Origin of the sequence: Pseudomonas sp. ES4 (assembly GCF_050586665.1) — a bacterium.
In the GTDB taxonomy this organism is placed as follows: domain Bacteria; phylum Pseudomonadota; class Gammaproteobacteria; order Pseudomonadales; family Pseudomonadaceae; genus Aquipseudomonas; species Aquipseudomonas frederiksbergensis.
On sequence record NZ_JBOBDO010000003.1, the window covers coordinates 85788 to 104923 of the forward strand.

14 protein-coding genes and 1 pseudogene are annotated in these 19136 nt (G+C 58.3%); 10 read left to right on the top strand and 5 right to left on the bottom strand.

Annotated elements, in window-relative coordinates; genetic code table 11:
* Positions 1 to 120: 120 nt before the first annotated feature.
* From dxs to ACQ4OB_RS04715, 3 genes are all read right to left on the bottom strand, one after another.
* Positions 121 to 2019: a 1-deoxy-D-xylulose-5-phosphate synthase gene (gene dxs, locus ACQ4OB_RS04705; protein WP_430955209.1), complete on the bottom strand. Its 1899-nt coding sequence runs from the start codon at positions 2017 to 2019 to the stop codon at positions 121 to 123.
* 92 nt (positions 2020 to 2111) lie between these two features.
* The gene (gene ispA / locus ACQ4OB_RS04710; RefSeq protein ID WP_074871259.1) at positions 2112 to 2999 is read right to left on the bottom strand and encodes a (2E,6E)-farnesyl diphosphate synthase; all 888 of its coding nucleotides are present in this window, start codon (positions 2997 to 2999) and stop codon (positions 2112 to 2114) included.
* Positions 2996 to 3238 carry an exodeoxyribonuclease VII small subunit gene (locus ACQ4OB_RS04715; RefSeq protein WP_074871257.1) on the bottom strand — a complete coding sequence of 81 codons (243 nt, stop codon included), beginning with the start codon at positions 3236 to 3238 and terminating at the stop codon, positions 2996 to 2998. The genes ispA and ACQ4OB_RS04715 overlap by 4 nt, the downstream gene beginning before the upstream one ends.
* Before the next feature lie 509 nt (positions 3239 to 3747).
* On the opposite strand from ACQ4OB_RS04715, the gene ACQ4OB_RS04720 reads away from it, so the two are divergent.
* Genes ACQ4OB_RS04720 through ACQ4OB_RS04745 form a run of 6 tightly spaced genes read left to right on the top strand, consistent with a single transcriptional unit; the run spans position 3748 to position 13914 of the window.
* On the top strand, positions 3748 to 4539 hold the full coding sequence (locus ACQ4OB_RS04720; protein WP_430955210.1) for a YfaP family protein: 792 nt from the start codon (positions 3748 to 3750) through the stop codon (positions 4537 to 4539).
* 37 nt (positions 4540 to 4576) lie between these two features.
* Positions 4577 to 6289, top strand: a complete 1713-nt coding sequence (locus ACQ4OB_RS04725; protein ID WP_074871253.1) for a DUF2138 domain-containing protein — start codon at positions 4577 to 4579, stop codon at positions 6287 to 6289.
* Positions 6274 to 6924 (top strand): DUF1175 domain-containing protein, encoded by a 651-nt coding sequence (locus ACQ4OB_RS04730; protein WP_074871252.1) that lies wholly within the window; start codon positions 6274 to 6276, stop codon positions 6922 to 6924. The genes ACQ4OB_RS04725 and ACQ4OB_RS04730 overlap by 16 nt, the downstream gene beginning before the upstream one ends.
* Positions 6921 to 11486 (top strand): alpha-2-macroglobulin family protein, encoded by a 4566-nt coding sequence (locus tag ACQ4OB_RS04735; protein WP_430955272.1) that lies wholly within the window; start codon positions 6921 to 6923, stop codon positions 11484 to 11486. The genes ACQ4OB_RS04730 and ACQ4OB_RS04735 overlap by 4 nt, the downstream gene beginning before the upstream one ends.
* Position 11487: 1 nt before the next feature.
* Positions 11488 to 13107: a DUF2300 domain-containing protein gene (locus ACQ4OB_RS04740; RefSeq protein ID WP_430955211.1), complete on the top strand. Its 1620-nt coding sequence runs from the start codon at positions 11488 to 11490 to the stop codon at positions 13105 to 13107.
* A gap of 3 nt (positions 13108 to 13110) precedes the next feature.
* On the top strand, positions 13111 to 13914 hold the full coding sequence (locus ACQ4OB_RS04745) for a YfaP family protein (RefSeq protein ID WP_430955212.1): 804 nt from the start codon (positions 13111 to 13113) through the stop codon (positions 13912 to 13914).
* A gap of 175 nt (positions 13915 to 14089) precedes the next feature.
* On the opposite strand, the pseudogene ACQ4OB_RS04750 reads toward ACQ4OB_RS04745, so the two are convergent.
* Positions 14090 to 14584: pseudogene (locus ACQ4OB_RS04750) on the bottom strand (DUF1016 N-terminal domain-containing protein); the annotation flags it as partial.
* A gap of 289 nt (positions 14585 to 14873) precedes the next feature.
* Positions 14874 to 15113: a type II toxin-antitoxin system RelB/DinJ family antitoxin gene (locus ACQ4OB_RS04755; RefSeq protein ID WP_102616761.1), complete on the bottom strand. Its 240-nt coding sequence runs from the start codon at positions 15111 to 15113 to the stop codon at positions 14874 to 14876.
* Positions 15114 to 15386: 273 nt separating this feature from the next.
* On the opposite strand from ACQ4OB_RS04755, the gene ACQ4OB_RS04760 reads away from it, so the two are divergent.
* The 4 genes from ACQ4OB_RS04760 to ACQ4OB_RS04775 all read left to right on the top strand — a co-directional run bounded on the left by ACQ4OB_RS04760 (position 15387) and on the right by ACQ4OB_RS04775 (position 19058).
* Positions 15387 to 16628, top strand: a complete 1242-nt coding sequence (locus tag ACQ4OB_RS04760; protein ID WP_430955213.1) for a tyrosine-type recombinase/integrase — start codon at positions 15387 to 15389, stop codon at positions 16626 to 16628.
* Complete coding sequence (locus tag ACQ4OB_RS04765; protein WP_430955214.1) at positions 16625 to 17224, top strand: hypothetical protein; 600 nt, start codon at positions 16625 to 16627, stop codon at positions 17222 to 17224. The genes ACQ4OB_RS04760 and ACQ4OB_RS04765 overlap by 4 nt, the downstream gene beginning before the upstream one ends.
* 98 nt (positions 17225 to 17322) lie before the next feature.
* A complete protein-coding gene (locus ACQ4OB_RS04770) occupies positions 17323 to 17520 on the top strand; it encodes a helix-turn-helix transcriptional regulator (protein WP_430955215.1) in 198 nt (65 codons plus the stop codon).
* The gene (locus ACQ4OB_RS04775) at positions 17517 to 19058 is read left to right on the top strand and encodes a replication endonuclease (protein WP_430955216.1); all 1542 of its coding nucleotides are present in this window, start codon (positions 17517 to 17519) and stop codon (positions 19056 to 19058) included. Before ACQ4OB_RS04770 ends, ACQ4OB_RS04775 begins: the two co-directional genes overlap by 4 nt.
* The last annotated feature ends 78 nt before the right edge of the window (positions 19059 to 19136 follow it).

The window sequence follows — 19136 nt, forward strand, 5'->3', positions numbered from 1 at the left end:
GGTTGCACAAAACTCTGTGGGAGCGGGCTTGCCCGCGATGACGGAGTGTCAGTCAATGAATAAGTCGACTGTCATTCCGCTATCGCGGGCAAGCCCGCTCCCACAGGTTTTGTATATGTCTTAGAGGTTCAGCAGCTGCAGGCGCTGACGCACCGCTTCTTCGATCCCAACCTCATCCAGTCCGCATTCAGCCAGCATTTGCGCAGGCTTGGCGTGTTCCACATAGGCATCCGGCAAGCCCAGGTGCAGCATCGACTTGAGGATGTTTTCGCGGGCGAGAAACTCGCTGACGGCGCCACCGGCACCGCCCATGATCGCGTTCTCTTCGATGGTCACCAGCAATTCATGGCTGCCAGCGATTTCGCGCACCAGTGCTTCATCGAGCGGTTTGACGAAACGCATGTCGACCACAGTGGCATCCAGCGTCTCGGCGACTTTCAGCGCCTCGGCCAGTTGCACGCCGAACACCAGCAGGGCGACTTTGCTGCCCTGACGACGAACCACACCCTTGCCGATTTCGATCGGCTCGAGGTCTTTCTCGATCGTCGCGTTCGGGCCAGAGCCGCGCGGATAACGCACCGCCGCCGGGCCGTTGAACAAGTGGCCGGTGGTGAGCATCTTGCGCAGTTCGTTTTCGTCGCTCGGGGTCATCACCAGCATGCCGGGGATGCAGCGCAGGAACGACAGGTCGAAGCTGCCCGCGTGAGTCGGGCCGTCTTCGCCCACCAGACCCGCGCGGTCGATGGCGAACAGGACGTCGAGGTTTTGCACCGCCACATCATGCACAAGCTGGTCGTAGCCACGTTGCAGGAACGTCGAATAAATCGCCACCACCGGTTTCGCGCCTTCGCAGGCCATGCCAGCAGCGAGGGTGACGGCGTGTTGCTCGGCAATCGCCACATCGAAATAGCGCTGCGGAAAACGCTCGCTGAAGGCCACCAGGTCGGAGCCTTCCTTCATCGCGGGAGTGATGCCCACCAACCGCGGATCAGACGCGGCCATGTCGCACAGCCATTCACCAAATACGCCGGAATACTTTGGCCCGCCAGCTTTCTTCGGCGCGGCGGCCGGAGCGTCCAGCGGTTCGAGTTTGGTGATCGCGTGGTAACCGATCGGGTCGACTTCCGCCGGGGCGAAGCCTTTGCCTTTCTTGGTGACGACGTGCAGGAACTGCGGGCCTTTGAGATCGCGCATGTTGCGCAGGGTGGCGATCAGGGTCGGCAGGTCATGGCCATCGATCGGGCCGATGTAGTTCCAGCCCAGCTCTTCAAACAGCGTGCCGGGAACCAGCATGCCTTTGGCGTATTCTTCGGTGCGACGGGCGATTTCCCAGGCGCCGGGCAGGCGCGACAGGACCTTTTTGCTGCCTTCGCGCATGCTCGCGTACGTGCGGCTGGAAAGAATCTTCGCCAGGTAATTCGACAGCCCGCCAACGTTGCGCGAGATCGACATGTCGTTGTCGTTGAGGATCACCAGCATGTTGGCGTCCACTTCCGGCGCATGGTTCAGCGCCTCGAAGGCCATGCCGGCGGTCAGTGCGCCATCGCCGATCACGGCGATCGCCTTGCGATCACTGTTTTGCAGGCGGGCGGCAATGGCCATGCCCAGCGCTGCGCTGATCGAGGTGCTGGAGTGGCCGACGCCAAAGGTGTCGTACTCACTCTCGGAACGACGCGGGAAGGCCGCGACGCCGTCCTTCTGGCGCAGGGTGCCCATGCGCTCGCGACGGCCGGTGAGGATTTTGTGCGGATAGGCCTGATGACCCACGTCCCACACCAGCCGGTCGTCCGGGGTGTCGAAGACGTAATGCAACGCGATAGTCAGCTCGATGACGCCCAGGCCAGCACCGAAATGCCCGCCGGTCTGACCGACCGTGTAGAGCAATTCCAGGCGCAACTCATCGGCCAGGGTTTCCAGCTCGGCTTCGCCTAACCGGCGCAGGCCGTCCGGCGTGTTGGCACGGTCGAGCAGGGGCGTGGTCGGGCGCTTGCGGGGAATCTCATGAAACGTCGTGGGCATCAGGCGAATCGTTATAGGTATAAAAGATGCGGCAGTTTACCTGATGCATCGCCCCCTGCCCACGCGTTGCTTTTAACTTGGCGGATACGCCGTCAGCTGCGCCGGTCGACGATGTAGCGGGCCAGATCGCGCAATGGCTCGGCCGCCGCGTCAAACGGTCGCAGCGCGTGCAGGGCCTGATCACGCAGTTCCAGGGCGTAAGCCTTGGCGGCGTCGAGGCCGAGCAGGGCTGGATAAGTGGGCTTGTCGCGAGCAATGTCGGCGCCTTGGCGCTTGCCGAGGGTTTCGGTATCGCTTTCGACGTCGAGAATGTCGTCCTGCACCTGGAACGCCAGGCCAATGGCCTGCGCGTAAGTCTGCAAGGACTTCAGTTCGTCCTTCTCGGCGCGGCCGCTGGCCAGGGCGCCGAGTTTGACGCTGACCTCGATCAGGGCGCCGGTCTTGTGCCGGTGCATGTATTCGAGGGCTTTCTGATCGAGTTTCAGACCGACCGAACCGAGGTCGATGGCTTGACCGCCGACCATGCCGGCCGGGCCTGCGGCCACTGCGAGAGCGCTGACCATTTGCAGGCGAACATCAGTGTCAGAGTTGCTCAGGCGCGGATCGAGCAGGGCGCTGAAGGCCAGGCTCTGCAAGCCGTCACCGGCCAGAATCGCGCAGGCTTCATCGAATTTTTTGTGAGTGGTTGGCTGGCCGCGACGCAGATCGTCGTCGTCCATGGCCGGCAAATCGTCATGCACCAGGGAGTAAGCGTGAATCAGCTCCACCGCGCACGCTGCGCCGTTGGCCTGCTCAGCCTTGCCGCCCAGCGCTTCGCACGCGGCGTAGGCCAGCAGCGGGCGAACCCGTTTGCCGCCATTCATCACGCTGTAGCGCATGGCTTCGTACAGCCGCGCGAGTTCAGGGCTCGGCGCAATGAACAGGGTTTCCAGTGCAGCATTGACGCGGGCCTGGCTGGTCGCCGAATACGCTGCAATCATTCTGGCTGATCCGCGTCGAAGGGTTCCTCGGCCAGCTCTCCATCACGTTCGAGCAGCACCTGAACCTTTAGCTCGGCCTGGGCCAGCGCCGCCTGGCAATCGCGGGTCAGACCGATGCCTTGCTCGAAAGCCGTCAGCGAGTCTTCCAGCGACAATTCGCCGTTCTCCAGACGCTCTACCAGCGTTTGCAGGTCAGCGAGAGATTGTTCGAAATCCAGTGCAGCTTTTTTGCGGGCCATGGCGGCTATTTCCGGTTGACGTTAAACCGGCGCGACACTAGCAGACATGGGGGTTATGGGCAAATGAGCGGGGCGTTTCGGCCACTGCGCTTGGGGGGAGAACGCGACCCTGTGGCGAGGGGGCTTGCCCCCGTTCGACCACGAAGCGGTCGCAAATTGCTGAATGTGGGATGCCTGATGAAACGCGGTGCCTGTTTTTGGGGTTGCTTCGCAACCAACGGGGGCAAGCCCCCTCGCCACAGGGTTTGGTGTCTCCGGGGAATGATGTGGGGGTTCGGCTCACTTTATAAGCCGAATACCCTCGCTATTCGGCTCACGCCCAACAATCACCGTGAATCCCACCGCAAAATTAGATGTATCCGATTGTTAAAAAACCGCCAAATGGCTAATCTTCGCGCCTTCTACGACCCGAAAGTCATGGGTCTTTCTGACGAAACGCAGTTTTTTTGGATCTGTAACGCGCCGAGGATCGGGTGCAAGGTTTCGTTATGCATGGCAGGAGGCGTCACATGCGTTCATTTCTTCTATTGCTGATGGGGCTTGTCTGCGCGACAGCTGCCTGGGCCGAGCCGACGGCCGAGTTGTCGGAGCCGGTCGGCGGCTGGCGCTACAACGGCCTGCTCGATCGCAGCGAATACCCTCAAGTTGCCTATCCGACGCCGCCTATCGACCGAGGGGTGCAACGCAATCGCACCATGATCCAGGGCCAGCTCAAGGCCATCGGCACTCAGCGAGGGCCACATGCGCTGGCCGTCAACGGCAATCCGCTGAATCTGTACACCGACGGCCAGGGGCGTTTCGCCCGGCCGTATGCGTTTGGCGCGGGGTCCAACAGCGTTGAAGTACGCAGCGCTGAAGGCAAGTCGCTCAAGCGCGTTCAATTCTATGAAGCCAACAACCTGCGCACCCCGGCGCGGATTCGCGTGGTGTTGGGCTGGGATGACCCGAAAGCCGAGCTTGACCTGCACATCGTGACCCCGGACGGCCAGCACGCGTTCTGGGCTCGCCCGGCGATGAGCAACGGCGGCGGCCTGGACCCGGACGGTGTCGATGGTCCCGGCCCGGAAATGTTCACCATGACCGCGCCGATGCACGGCACCTATCTGGTTTACGTGAACTATTGGGGCAACTTCGGCAGTGGCGGCTATAACTTCGATGAAACCAGCAACCAGAACGAGGTGATCACCTCGCAGATCAACCTGGTGCTCAACGAAAACACTGTCGACGAAAAACGCGAGACCTTCATCGTGCCCCTGCGGGCCATCGGTGACCTGCTGCTGGTCAAGACTTTCAACTATTAAGCATCCCGCTCCACGGATGACATCGGGTTTTGTGAACATGAGCGATAACACTGTTTCTCCGGCCGCCGAAACGCCTGCAGCCAAAACTCCTCGCCGCTGGCCGGTGCTGCTGGCCGGGCTGATCCTGGTGGCGGGCGTCGCGGCCGGGTTGGGCTGGTTCATGCACAAACCCAAGGCGCCGCCGGCGGAGTTGGCCAGCGACAAACTGGGCATGAGCCGGCCGGACGGTCTGCTCGAAACCCACTCCTTGAGCCAGTTGCCCAAGGATTTGCTGGCGGTGCCGTTCCTCAAGGAAACCCTGACCGAAGATTTCGTCTTCTATTACGAAGCGCACGCCGATCGCCTCGGCTTGATCGGCAGTCTGCGGCGGATCATTTACGAACATGACCTGAAATTGCAGGACAGCCTGATCGAGCAGCTCTTCGATCAACCGGCAGACGTGGCGCTGTGGCGTGGGGCGGATGGTCGCCTGAAAGACTTTTTGTTGGTGATGGATCGCGGTGGTCTGGCCAAGGTGCTGGAGCCGCTGGCGAAAGTAGCGCTGGATGATTCGCAGCTGACCCAATTGGTTGAAATCAAAGTTGCCGGCGATGTGGTGCCGCTTTATCAACTCACCTACAACCACAGCAAAGCGCTGCTGTTCGCCTCGCATGGCGACAAACTGGTGGTGCTGTCCAATCCGGCCAAACTGTATGACGCCGGCCACGGTCCGGTCGAAGAACCCGGCATGGTGTCGACTGAATCGCTGGAAGCACTGCTCGGCGGCCAGAAACTCTTCCCCGAAGCCTTCGGCCTGCCACCGCGCACGCCTGAGGTGAAACAACGCCTGTCGGTCAATTCCAGCGTTCTGGCCATGGGGTATCAGCGCTTCATCCCGAACTTCGCCGGGCTGCGTTTCGACATGGACGACAAGGGCTGGCACAGCTTCCTGGCCATGGACGAACTGGACGACCAGCCGGATTTCGATTTCAAGCCGATCTGGCAAGCCATGCCCATGGGGGCCAGTGCCTGCGTCGCCTTGCCGCTCGCCGCCGAACAACAAAAACCACTACTGGTAAAACTCGGCGCGGAAGAAAAAGTGGCCCAGGCCCTGACCGAACACATGGCCGGTGCCGCTGGCCTGTGCTGGTACGCCGATTCGCGGTTGTACACGCCGCTGCTGGTGGCCAGCCTGAACGATGACGACAGCGCCAAACTCGACGGCGACCTGGGCAATCTGTTCGGCTCGATGGTCGGCGCCTACGAAGGCAACGTTGAAGAGCACGCGTTCCCGGTGATCGAGAAACAGCAAGGCCCAACCCACCAATGGCAGCGTCAGGTCAGCTCCAATTTCGGTCCTTACAAGGCCAAGGATGCTGAGAACCCGGACGCGATCACCGGCAAGGCGTTCATGAAAGTCAGCCTGGCGCGCCACGGTTCGACGCTGCTGTTTTCCCTCGACGACAAGCTGGTGGACAAAGCCCTCGGTACCCTCGACAAACGCTTCCCGCCGATGGCCGACGTGGTGCCCAAAGACCTGCTGATGCCGGTCTACTTCGGCCCGGATTCCATGGCGCAACTGATGCAACAGGAAACCCTCGACAGCCTGCCGCAGGACATGGAACCGGTGTTCTACAACGCCGCGCAAACCTACCTGATCCCGAAACTGCGCAAGCTCGGCGGCTACGGCAAATACGCCCTGACCTTGCCTGAAGGCAGCGAACCCGACGGCCACTGGCAATGGCTGCCACTGGAATGGAAAGCCCTGTGACAGCACTTATCCGAGGCCTCGGCCTGCTGGCGATGTTGCTGGGCAGTCGCGCATTCGCCGGTGACGCCGCACCGCTGGACCCGCAGCAATCCCAGGTGTTCCGCGCCTGGTTCGTGCGCATCGCCCAGGAACAACTGACCCAAGGCCCGAGCCCGCGCTGGTATCAGCAGGACTGCGCCGGCCTGGTCCGTTTTGCCGCCAACGAAGCGCTGAAAGTCCACGACGACAAATGGCTGCGCAGCAATGGCCTGTCCAACCGTTACCTGCCGCCAGAGCTGCAACTGAGCGAGGCGCAACGCGGCCTCGCCCAGCAATGGCAGCAGGGCGGCGGCAAGGTCGGGCCCTACGTCAACGCGATCAAACTGATTCAGTTCAACAGCCATTTGATCGGCCGCGATCTGGCGCAAGCCCGGCCCGGCGACCTGATGTTTTTCGATCAGGGCGACGACCAGCATCTGATGATCTGGATGGGCCGCTACATCGCCTATCACACCGGCACCACCACCCCCACTGACAACGGCATGCGCTCCGCAAGCCTGCAGCAACTCATGACATGGAAGGACACCCGATGGATACCCGACGCAGCCAACCCCAACTTCATCGGCGTCTATCGACTGAACTTCCTCTCCCAATGATCGGTGCCCGCATGTTGCGTTTTCTGCCTCTGCTATTGGTCCTGGTGCTGCCTTTTTCGGCGGTCAACGCCGAAGACACCGTCGAGCCAAGCGGCTACACGCCGGTGGCCGGCGAAAGCTTTTTCCTGCTGGCCGACAGCAGTTTTGCCAGCGACGAACAGGCGATGGTTCGCCTCGAAGCACCGGGTCGCGACTACCGTCGGTTCCGCATGGAGCCTTACGGCGGCGCCGACATTCGCGTATATCGCATCGACAAACCACTGGATTTCCTCAAGCGCCAGAAGAACCTGCACCGCGTAGTCAGCGACGGCCAGTTCAAGGGTGAAGGCCTGTCGAACACCCTCGCGTACCTGTGGGACAACTGGTACCGCAAATCCCGTCGGGTGATGCAGCGCGCGTTCTCCTACGAATCGCGTAAGCAAGTTACCGAGGAAGTGCCGGAACTGAAGATGGGCGCCGCCATGGCCGCGCCAACGCCTTACGACGCTCAGCCGCAATTCGCGCTGATTCCGGGCTTGCCGGTGGTCAGCCAATTTCGCTATCCGCTGTGGCAAGCCAAACCGATCCAGCCGCCTGAAGGCGTGAACCTGGCCGGTTCCTCCAGTGAGTTCGTCAGCGTTGCACCGGGCAACGTGTACATCCCGTTGGGCAATCTGAAACCGGGCCTGTACCTGGTGGAAGCGCTGATCGGCAAATACCGTGCGACCACCATGGTCTTCGTCTCCAACACCGTGGCCGTGAGCAAGATTGCCGGTGATGAATTGCTGGTGTGGGCCGCGCGCAAACACCAAGGCAGTTCGGTGCCGAAGGTGAATGTGCTGTGGACCGATGGCCTCGGCGTGATGAGCAGTGGCGCCACTGATGCCGATGGTTTGCTGCGTCTGAAGCACGTCAGCCCGGAGCGTTCATTCGTGATTGGCGAGGACGAAGAGGGCGGGGTGTTTGTCTCCGAAAACTTCTACTACGACAGCGAAATCTACGACACCAAACTCTATGCCTTCACCGATCGGCCGCTGTACCGGCCGGGGGATTGGGTGTCGCTGAAGATCGTCGGTCGCGAGTTCAAGAACGCCCGCGACTCTGTGCTGCCGACTGCAGCCGACGTCAACGTGACCGTGCTCGATGCCACCGGTACGGCGCTGCAATCGCTGGCGCTGAAACTCGATTCCAAGGCCGGCACTCAAGGCCGTTTCCAGTTGCCGGATAACGCGGTAGCGGGTGGTTACGAGCTGCGTTTCAACTACAAGGACCAGGCCTACAGCAGTGCCTTCCGTGTCGCCGAATACATCAAGCCGCACTTCGAGATTTCCCTGAACCTGGCCAAGCAGGATTACCGCACTGGCGAACCGGTGAAGGGCAGCCTCGTGCTGCTGTACCCGGACGGCAAACCGGTGGCGAACGCCAAGTTGAGCCTGAGCCTGCGCGCCCAACAACTGTCGATGGTCGACAACGAACTGCAATACCTCGGGCAATTCCCGGTGGAGCTGACCAGCACCGAACTGACCACCGATTCCAAGGGCAACGCGACGCTGGATCTGCCGGCGGCCGAGAAGCCGAGCCGCTACATGCTCACTGTGTTCGCCAGCGATGGTGCGGCGTATCGGGTCAAGACCACCAAGGAAATCCTCATCGACCGCGGCGCGGCGAGTTTCAGCCTGCGCGCGCCCCAGCGTTTTAGCGCGGTGGGCGACAAGGTTGTGTTCAGCTACTTGAACGAAGGCGGCAGCGAACAAAGCAAAGCGGTGACGCCGAGCAGCTATAGCTGGGTGCGCCTGGAAGACCAGACGGTTGGCGAAGGCAAACTCGCCGCGAAAGACAAAGGCTTCACCCTGGCCTTCGACCGTCCGGGTACTTACAACCTGACGTTGAAGGATGACCATGGCCGCGTGGTGGGCGCCACTGGTCATTCGGTCACGGGTGACGGCGTCAAAGCCGTGCCGGGCACCGTGGAAATTGTCCTCGATAAACCCGAGTACAAGTCTGGCGACGAAGCGCTGGCATTGATCACGTTCCCTGAACCGATCATCGATGCGCTGCTGTCCTTGGAGCGCGACAAGGTCGAGGCCACAGCGCTGCTGTCCAAGGGCGGCGACTGGCTGAAAATGGAAAAACTCAGCGAGACCCAATACCGCGCGCGGATCCCGGTGAAGGACAATTTTGCGCCGAACCTGACGTTCTCGGTGCTCTACACCAAGGGCGGTCAGTACAGCTTCCAGAACGCCGGCATCAAGGTAATCGCGCCGCAAATCGACGTGGCCATCGTCACCGATAAAGAGGCGTATCAGCCGGGCGATACCGTGTCGGTGGACTTGACCACACAGTTCGCTGGCAAGCCAGTTCCAGCGCACCTGACGGTCAGCGTGGTGGACGAAATGGTCTACGCGTTGCAACCGGAAGTGGCGCCGACCATCGACCAGTTTTTCTACCACCCGCGCCGCAACAACGTGCGCACCAGCGCCAGTCTGTCGTTCATCAGCTACGACGTGGCATTGCCGGGCAGCCCTGGCGCGCCGGGCAAAGCCAACCGCAGCGAGCGCGGCGTGAAAGTGCTGGAGCGACCGCGTCGGGAAGACGTCGACACTGCCGCGTGGCAGCCGGAGTTGATCACCGACGCCAACGGCAAAACCCGTTTCACCTTCAAGATGCCGGACTCGCTGACCCGCTGGCGCATCACCGCCCGGGCCATCGCCGATGACGGTCAGGTCGGGCAGAAGAAGCAATTCGTACGCTCGGAAAAACCGCTGTACCTGAAGTGGAGCGGCCCGACCAAATTCCGCAACGGCGACAAACCGGATCTCGGCGTGTTCGCGTTCAGTCAGGCCGAGAAACCGGTCAAGGCTGAGCTGGTGATTCATTTCGGCGGTAGCGAACAACGCGTCCCCGTGACGCTGAACAACGGCATCAACTACATCGCGCTACCGGCGTTTGCGTTGGCCAGTGGCGAGTGGACGGCTGAGCTGGTGCAGGACGGCAAAACGGCTGATGCCCTGGCTGTGCGGCTGACCGCGACCGGCGAAGGCTGGCAGGTGACGCAGAGCCAAAGCCTGGACGTGGCCAGCGGTGATACGCCGCTGACCTTGCCAGCGGATGCGACGGAGATTCGCCTGCGTCTGGATGACAGTCCGCAAGCGCTGTTCCGCTCGGCACTCGACGATCTGTTGGGTTACCCGTACGGCGGAGTCGAACAAACGGCCAGTCGTTTGCTGCCGCTGAGCATTGCGTATCCGACCTTGTCGTCGAATCCGCAAATCCGTGATCGCTTGCGTCTGATCATGCAGAACAGCCGTCTGCGCCTGGTGCAAATGGCCGGGCCTTCGGCGAGCTTCACCTGGTGGGGCATGGACGGTGAACCGGATGCGTTCCTCACCGCTTACGCTTACTACGCCGACTGGCACGCCAGCAAAGCCTTGGAACTGAGCCTGCCGCCGGAGCATTGGCAGCGGGTGCTGGAAGTCTATTCGAAGCAGGCGAAAAACACGCCGCTGTTGCAGCGGGCGCTGATTCTGTCGTTCGCCAAACAGATGCAATTGCCGGTGAACACCTTGCTCAGCGGTTTGATGGATGACTTGGCGAAATCAGGCGAGGGCCATGCGGCGAATCTGATGGAGGATGGCGAAGACAGTATCGTCATGAGCGATCCGGATTCGGCGTTGGGTCTGGCGGCTGCTCGTGCGCTGACGGCCTCTTTGGCTAAGCAATCGAAGGTGACTCTGCCAGACGCCTTCAATCGTCAACTGGCTGATGCGCAACAGCGTTTGGCCGTCAGCTCGCAGCCGTTTGCCGAAGCCTTGAACCTGTCGCTGCAAGCCTTCGATCAGGCTCACGCGCAAGCATTGTTGCAACGATTGTTGCCACAGCAATCGACCCTGGAACGCGCATTGGCGCTGACCTGGTTGCAGCGCAGCATCGAACAGGCTTCGCCCACCATTGCACTGGCACCGGGTGAAGGCTGGAAGAAAAAGTACGGTGATACCGGTGAGATTTACTGGACGTGGCAGGGTGCTGAGACAGTGCCCGCCGTGCTGTCGCTGACCGGTACGCAAGAGCGTCCGTTGCGAGCGGCCTTGAGCTTCCAGACCCAACAACCGCTGGTTGATCCGATGGCCGTAACCATCACCCGACGGCTGTCGCGTCTGGTGCCGGGCGACGAAGCCTTCACCTTCAAACTGGAAGCGGTCGGCAACAAACCGTTGTCCAGCGACAGCCTGTATCTGGACGAAGTGATCATCACCAGCAAAGCCGCCAAACCACTGCGCTACGGCATGCTCGAAGTGCCGCTGCCACCGGGCGCCGATGTCGAGCGCACCACGTGGGGTATCAAGCTCATGGGCAAGGCGGGCACCGAACCATCCGCGTTGGAGAAAGCGCGTTTCGAGCCGGGGCAAATGGCTTATGCGATTCCGGTGGATGCCTTGAGTGGCGAATTGCGTCTGCGTCATTTGGTGCGTTTCTCGCAGAAGGGTCAGTTCAACCTGCCGCCGGTGCGATTCACTCAGGTCTACGCGCCCCAGCATCAGGCTCAGGAACAGAAACCGGCCCTGGGCCAGGTCACGGTCAACTGACATGACCCGACCTCTGGTCTGGTGGCTGCTTTGCTTGATCCCTGCGCTGGCGACAGCGCAGGACGAACCGCTGCGGCTGGGCTTTAAGGGTGAGTTGCTGTCGTTGAGCCAGACTCAGGTGATCGCGCGCGAGCCGTTGCCTGCTGATCTGCAGACGCCGCTGGGCAGTGTGTGGAAGTTGTTTGTCTATGGCTGGCTGGTGGAGACCAACGCCCATGAGCCGGCTTACGAATGTCGCGGTCAGTCGAAAGACGAAGTTTATTGCTGCACGGCGGGCGGCAAGATTGAGCGCGATCAGGCCTTGGTGAAGTCGTGCGGTTTATATTTTGAGCCTGCGCGGTTGGGTATTTCTGATGCTGGTTGGCGGGAGTATTGGCAGGCACGTAAGGCGCCGGAGTGGTTGCTGAATTTGCCTTCGTTGCAGCCTGCTACGCGAGTATCGGTGGCTGAATTGCTTAAGGTGCTAGCCGTGATGCCAGCGCAGGATCAAGCGCGGCGGGTGTTGCTGGATGTGGTGTTGAATGCGGCTGACGGCAATGTCGTGGGCGAACTCGGTGGCCGGTTGCGGGTGAAAACCTGGAGCTGGTTGGGGGATCAGGACCCTTCGTCGCGCCAGGGTGGGTTTGCCGGGTGGACGGTGGATGGCACGCCGGTTTGGGCGGGTGGGCGTGGGACCAGTCAAATGGTCTTGCGTCACTTCGGTGGGGCGTTGGCGTCGGTGTTGCCGGTGAGTTGGCCTTCGGAGGCAGGACGCTGTGTCGAGGTGGGGCTGTTTTCACGCTACCCCATCGGGCGCGTTCTGGCGGGAGATCGTGTTGTTGAGTCCGGGCCCTTGCTGGGCGATTACCGCGTCGAATTCACCAATGGCAACCAACTCGATATCCACAGCGACGGCGAACTGTTTTTGCTGAAAGACCAACTGATCGCCCGTCTGGACCGCGAAGAATATGTCGCCCGTGTCCTGCAACGCGAAGCCAGACCCGAACCCGCCGAAGCCGCCAAGGCTTTGGCCATCGCCATCCGCACGTACCTGCTGCAAAACGCCACTCGCAACGGCGACTGCCTGAGCATCGACGACAGCAGCAGCCGCCAACGCGTCGCCCCACGTCCGGCCACCGCAGAGTCACGCAACATCGCGGCGTGGACCAGCGACCTGGTCCTCGCCGGCAGCACCGTCACCTACCACTCCGACCAGCCCGGCCCGAACAAACTCTCCTGGCAGCACGCCGTCGAACAAGCCAACGCGGGCCAACGCTACGACGCCATCCTGCTCCACGCCTATCCCCGCGCCAGCCTCAGCCGCTGGGACAATCCAGTCGCTTCCTGCGAAGCGCTCCCCGCCGCGCAAGACTGGCTGGTGAACCAACGCCGCGGCTGGCGTCCGCGCCTGGAAAGCGAGGTTGGCTACAACGAAGTCAGCACCTTCGCCGTCTGCCGCCTGGCCTTCGGCCGCCCCTATGTCGACCGCGAACGCCAGCGCATTTACGTGCGCGGCGTGTTGTCGCTGCAAGACCGCCTCGACCTGACCCACGAATACCTGCACCTGGCCTTCGAAGCACACCCCAACGGCCAGGATGAAACCTACATCGAAGGGCTCGCCCGCCACCTCTTGCTGGAATAGGCCATGAAACTCCGTTACCCACAGGTCTTCCTGTTCCTCTGCTCCTTTTGCGTAGGGCCGACGACCTTCGCCGCCAAACTTGACACCCCCGTTGGCGGCTGGCGCACTGGCGCGCCGGCAGGCGAAGGCGAAAGCTTTCGCCAGATCGTCAACTACCCGGCCTCCTCGGTGAACACCCCGGCGGGGCAGGCCAACACTGCACGCATCACCGGACAAATCAACGCGACGCCCAAGTCCGGCGAGCCAGGCCGGTTGATCGTCAACGGCGTCAGCATGCCGCTGAAAATCGATCCTGCCGGACGCTTTGATCGCCCGTTCTCATTCCCCAATGGCAGCAACAGCGTCGAAGTCCGCAGCCCCGATGGCCAGCAACGGCATCGCACGCAATTCCTCAACGCCAGCGGCGGGGCCACTCCGGCGAAGTTGCGGGTGCTACTGGCTTGGGACAGTGACGGCACCGACCTCGACTTGCACCTCATCACACCCGACGGCGCCCACATCTGGTACGGCGACCGCGTTGTGCCTAATGGGGCGGCGCTGGATGTGGACGTGACGACGGGCTACGGCCCGGAAATCTTCGCCATGCCGGCGCCGATCAAGGGGCAGTATTTGGTGTACGTGAATTACTTTGGAGGTGGGTATCGGAGTGATGAGGAAGGGCAAGAGGACGCGGTTCAGCCGCTGACGACGGCGCAGGTGACTGTGATTACGGAGGAAGGGACGCCGGACGAGAAGATGGAGACTTTTCTGGTGCCGATGCGGGCGGTGGGGGAGTTGACGTTGGTTAAGGGGTTTAGTTATCCGTGAGTGTGAAATAAAGCAACCGCAGCGTTTTTACGTAGCTGCAGTCCCCGATCCTTGGTTGTCCGATTATTGCGATTCGTCCTCCATGAAGGCGTCATCACTGGCCAGCTCGCGCTCAATCTGTTCGATGCTGGGCAGGCTGGTTTGAAGCTCTGCCGGCAAGGATTCCACCAACGAGATCTTTCAGTGATTCGCGGGCAAGGTCGGATTGCGGTTTGGGCAACTGGCTATCGAAGTTGCTGACGGCCTTGCCGCTGCGCTCCAGCAGACGGGTCTCGATCTGCATTACCAAGATGTTGCGCGACCAGTTGTGCTTGATGGCCTGGGCGGCATACCAGCGGCGGGTTTCAGGACTGGACAATTTGTCCAGAAGCGCTATCTGGTGAAACCACGGCAATTGTGCAAGCACCTCTTGCACAAATTCCGCGTCCGGCCACGCGCCAGCAAAAGCGCGCATGTATTTGAGGTTGCGTGGGGAAAACCCTTTCATATCCGGAAAAGCCGCGCGTAAATCCTGAGCCAAGCGGTCGATGACCTTAGTCCTCCAACCCTGCTGTGTTTGGCGGGTCAAAATATCCTGACCTATCTGCCAGTTCAGCAGCACCAGCTCGTGGTTCACCGCCAGAGTGGCACGCTGCTGGGCATTATGGATGCGGCTATTAAGATCGATCAGCCAATCGCCTTAGCCGTCGGGAGGCATGCTCAGACTAGCGGGGGTGTCGCTCATGCTTTTATCCCTTATGGCTTTTTCGGCGGAGCGCGAAGATTAGTCAGCGCATTTATCGTGCGCAAGCAGGTTGGGCTTTCAAGGATATTTCCTTCAGAAGAAAGGGACGTTGCTTACTTTTTAGGCTTCTGTTGCCGAATGCAAGAAGTAGGTCAGCATTGATGATTAATTCGATCCTGCGCATCTTTCGCTTGGCTTGTTTCACTCTTTCAAAGGGGGACGATCAAATTCAAGGCTATAGGTCATCCAGACTTACCTTGACTCGCTGAGGGGCGGCAAGACGTTCGGTGACCACGGCGATAAGGATTTCATCCTCTTCGCTGAGTAATGCTGCTTTGAAAGGCAGTTTCCCGCGTTCGGCGACGTATTGAAGAGTTTGGCGCAGGAGTTCGGAAGGCGTTACCCCGAGCTTTTCCAGCTCAGCAAATGAACGCTGCTTCAGATCATCGTCAATGCGGATGTTGATGGGAGCCATGGTGGATACCTGTAATGACGTTTGTCGTTACGGTGGCAATTGCGGCGCTGGCCCGACTACCCCTCGTTCAGAGTTTCAGATGACAGGCATGCTTTCTTCCAGACATTAAAAAGCCGGCTTGTGGCCGGCTTTTCTTACGTCCGCTAGTGTCTGTGAGCCTCCAGCTATCCTTTTGTTTTAATGGGTATTAAGGGTAGTATCCATCCATTAACATCCAGTGCGATGCATTGAAATCTGGTGTTTTGGTGTGGGTCAGAGTGTGGGTGGAAGCAGATGGCAGGGTTGACGACTGTAAAGATCAAAAGCTTGGTGAAAGCGGCAATGCCGGGGATGACCGGCGACGGTAAAGGGCTCTATTTCCAAGTCAGTAAAACTGGAGGAATGAGCTGGATTTACCGCTACAAGATTGATGGGAAAACTAGATATATGGGGCTAGGCGCGTTTCCAACCGTCTCTTTGGCTGCGGCTAGGGAAGCTGCCGAAGACGCCCGTCGCGGGATTGCCCGAGGAATAGATCCATTAAATGCGCGTGCGGCTGACAGAGAATCGCGACGAAAAGCCGCCAGCGACAACGAGGCGCGAAAGGTAACGTTCATGGCGGCAGCGGATGACTACCGTCAAAGGCATGGCCGCGCGTGGTCTGAAAAGTGGTACCGGGGGTGGTGGAGGAAGCTAGAGCTTCACGCATTTCCACTGGCTGGTGCGATGCCAGTTGGAGAGATTGATACAGATGCGGTGCTGAAAATACTAACTCCCATTTGGTCGAGTAAAACGCGCACGGCTGACGAGGTGCGGGGACAGATTGAGCTAATACTCGATGCCGCCAAGGCGCTGGGCTGGCGACATGGTGATAATCCTGCCCGATGGCGCGGCCATCTAGTAAACCTTCTAGACAATCAAGAGAAAAAGAAAGCTAGGAAACGGGTGCATCATGCCGCCATGGACTGGTCGGGGGTTCCGAGCCTGATGTCCCAGCTCGCTGAGATATCGTCCCGTGACGCTTACGCAGCCCGGTTACTAATTCTCACTGGTGCACGTAGCCACATGATTCGTTTGGCTACATGGGATGAATTTGACTTGGACATGAGAGTTTGGTCATTAACGGCAGAAAGAATGAAAATGAAAGTGGAATTTAAAATTCCACTGGCAGATGAAGTTGTAGTCTTTTTAGCAGAACTAAAAAAGAAGGCCGATACTGACTTTCTTTTTCCTGGGAGGGGGGCAAGCGGAGCAATGCATGCGAATGCTATTAGGAATTTACTTCACCAGTTAGGGTATGAAGACATCACCAGGCATGGCTTTCGAAGTTCGTTCAGAGACTGGGCTGCTGAGTCCACGGATTTCCCACGCGAAATTTGTGAGATGTCCTTGGCGCATGATGAACGTACCCAAACGGAGAGCGCCTATTCCCGGACGGATTATTTTGAAAAGCGTCGAAACCTGATGAGCGCTTGGGCAAAATTTGCTACCGGCGGGTCAAATGTTACAAAGTTGAACATAAGGTGCGAGATATGAAAGCTACATCCACTCCGACTTATAAATCTGTTGGTGCCGCACTGTTGCAATTGACAGATCAGATCGACGAAGAATTGCGCGACTCAGATCAGCCGCTAGATTATATGCGGTTATACAATATGGCCGAGACAATATGCCTCCTGATTGGTGATGAGGAAGTAAAAGGCATGGCCTTGAAGGATTTCGCTGAAGGGTTTTTTAAGCTTGAGATGGCTGCATATGAGAGCCCTGGATCGGCCAGAGAAATTAGATATGGGGCCCAGAAGATCCTGATCGCTATGTGCAATATCGCCATCGTAATTGCAAGTGATCGCATTAATGTTGAAGCTGCAAGGATGGCGCCACTCGACCGTCAAAGCAAGAAGCAAGGAGCCATCATCGCTCTGGCGAGGTCTCAGGCTCGCCGGTTCTGGGCCGATGATACGCGACAGGAGATCCGGAGCGGAGAAATGGCTGAGAAGGTCTACCAAGCGATGATCAGTCTTAATTTACTCGAGTTCTTGCCTGGCTCGGCTGACCGCCTGAGGGAATGGATCAAGCCGGAGGCCCCTAAGTACGCCCAAAAAGGCGGGCGTCGAAAACTACCAAGGCCGTAACGGATATAGGTATATCCGATACGGCTGGGAGTTTTCATGCTTCAAAAAATCAATAGAGTTCACGGTCACCAACCCTAGCTTCGAAAGAGCCCTGGAGTATGATCGTGAATCGTCGTGTCATGCGTTTACCTGAAGTCATGCAAGCTACTGGCTATAAGCGTTCCTCAATCTATGAGCTGATGCAGAAAGGAAAATTCCCTCAGGCCAAATCAATTGGCACACGAGCGGTGGGATGGAATTCTGAAGAGATTCAAGCGTGGGTCGATGCCCGTCTTTGTGTGAGTGTTATTACATGAAGAAGTTTTCCGTCTCTGCAACCATTCCTCTGGTCACTCCTGCCGATATTTTTGAAGAGCTTTTCCCAACTAAGGCTCAGCTTGGTTTTTATTTCGAAATCGAAAATGAGTATGATTATTTTCAAGGGTGGGACGATGATATTTACTTTTCGATTCTTCCTAGCCCAGAATCTCCTCTCGATCAAATTGCGGACTATGATGAAGTCGGATTAACACAGCTGGCGCGAGTAATCGCCATGGCTCATGACCAATATTTAAAAAACGCCACTCAGTTAGAAAAAACTACCCATGTACGGTCGGCACATGCTTTTGGTGTGAGGGTGCGAGTTACAAAGCAGTCAACATTGAACGGTTTGGTTAGCAGGCTTAGTGATTCTCGCTGGTGGCGACGACAGATCAATCGATTAGCAGATCAAAGGCGGGAGCATCTGGCGCAGATGAGGCGGCAGTTGGGTAAATTTTCTCGCGAGCAGTGTTGTAGTGACGCAACTATGGCCATGATGAAAGCTAGGAAATCAAAGACAGATAAATTTTTGAGCGGAGTTTACAAAGTGGTCAGTGGCACGGTCGAGCATGATCGTCCAGTGGTGTTTTCGTTGTTAGAGGTGGCTCGGGCCCAACAGGCTAATCGTATCAACGAGCTGTACGTGAATATCAAGGCCATGGAAAAAATTGCGGCCAGTAAGGGGTGGGGTTGGATGTTCATCACACTTACAGCGTCAAGTGAGTATCACTCGAATCCGTCTATGGGAAAAAACAGCTATAACCAAAATCTCAGTCCGCGTGATGCTAATAAATCTATCGGTCAGGATTGGAAAGCAATAGGAGGGGCGCTTAAGGAGCAGGGGTTTAAACCCTCTGAGAGTTATTTCGGATTCAGAGTTACAGAGGTGCACGAAGATGGTTGTCCGCACTGGCATATCCTTGTCTTCCACGCATCCGGTGTAGAAACGGTGGTCGAAAAAGCTATCAGGCGGATCTATTCGAATAGGCCGCATTCATATTTTGAGAAAAATAAAAAAAATATTATTCGTATTGGATTGCCCAAAGAAAACGCATCGGCGGCGAGCGCGGCAACCTACATCTATGGGTATTTGGTTTTTGCGCTTTCAGGAGGTGAAAATATTAGTGCCAATTCTGGCACTGCCTATAAATACCAGTGCGCAATCAAAGCTATGGGCGGTAGGCAATATCAGTCATTTGGAGTCAAAGGGTCTAGCGGAAAACTAAGGGCTCTGGCGAAAATAAAGCGGTTGCCAGGATGTCCAGAGAATATTCTTAAGCTGGCCAATCGTCTGCATGTTGACCAGGATGTTGAGGGTCGGAACGAGATACAGTTGGGTGCAAGAGTAGATTTTTTTTTAGGTGAGGCCAGTAAGCTTCAATTCATTAAGGAACTTGGGCTGAACTCATTTGGTGAGCGTGTAGAGAAGATTGTCGGGATAAAACATCAAGATGACGTATCTTCGGTGGCGTTATCCGGATTGAGTGAGGATATTGACACAAAATTAGCCGAGAAAATCATCGCTGGTGGTTGAGCGTGCCAGAACGCAATTATTGTTAATTATTCAAGAAGGGCAGAGACACCTCTGTCCCGCAATCTAATGATCTGGTTA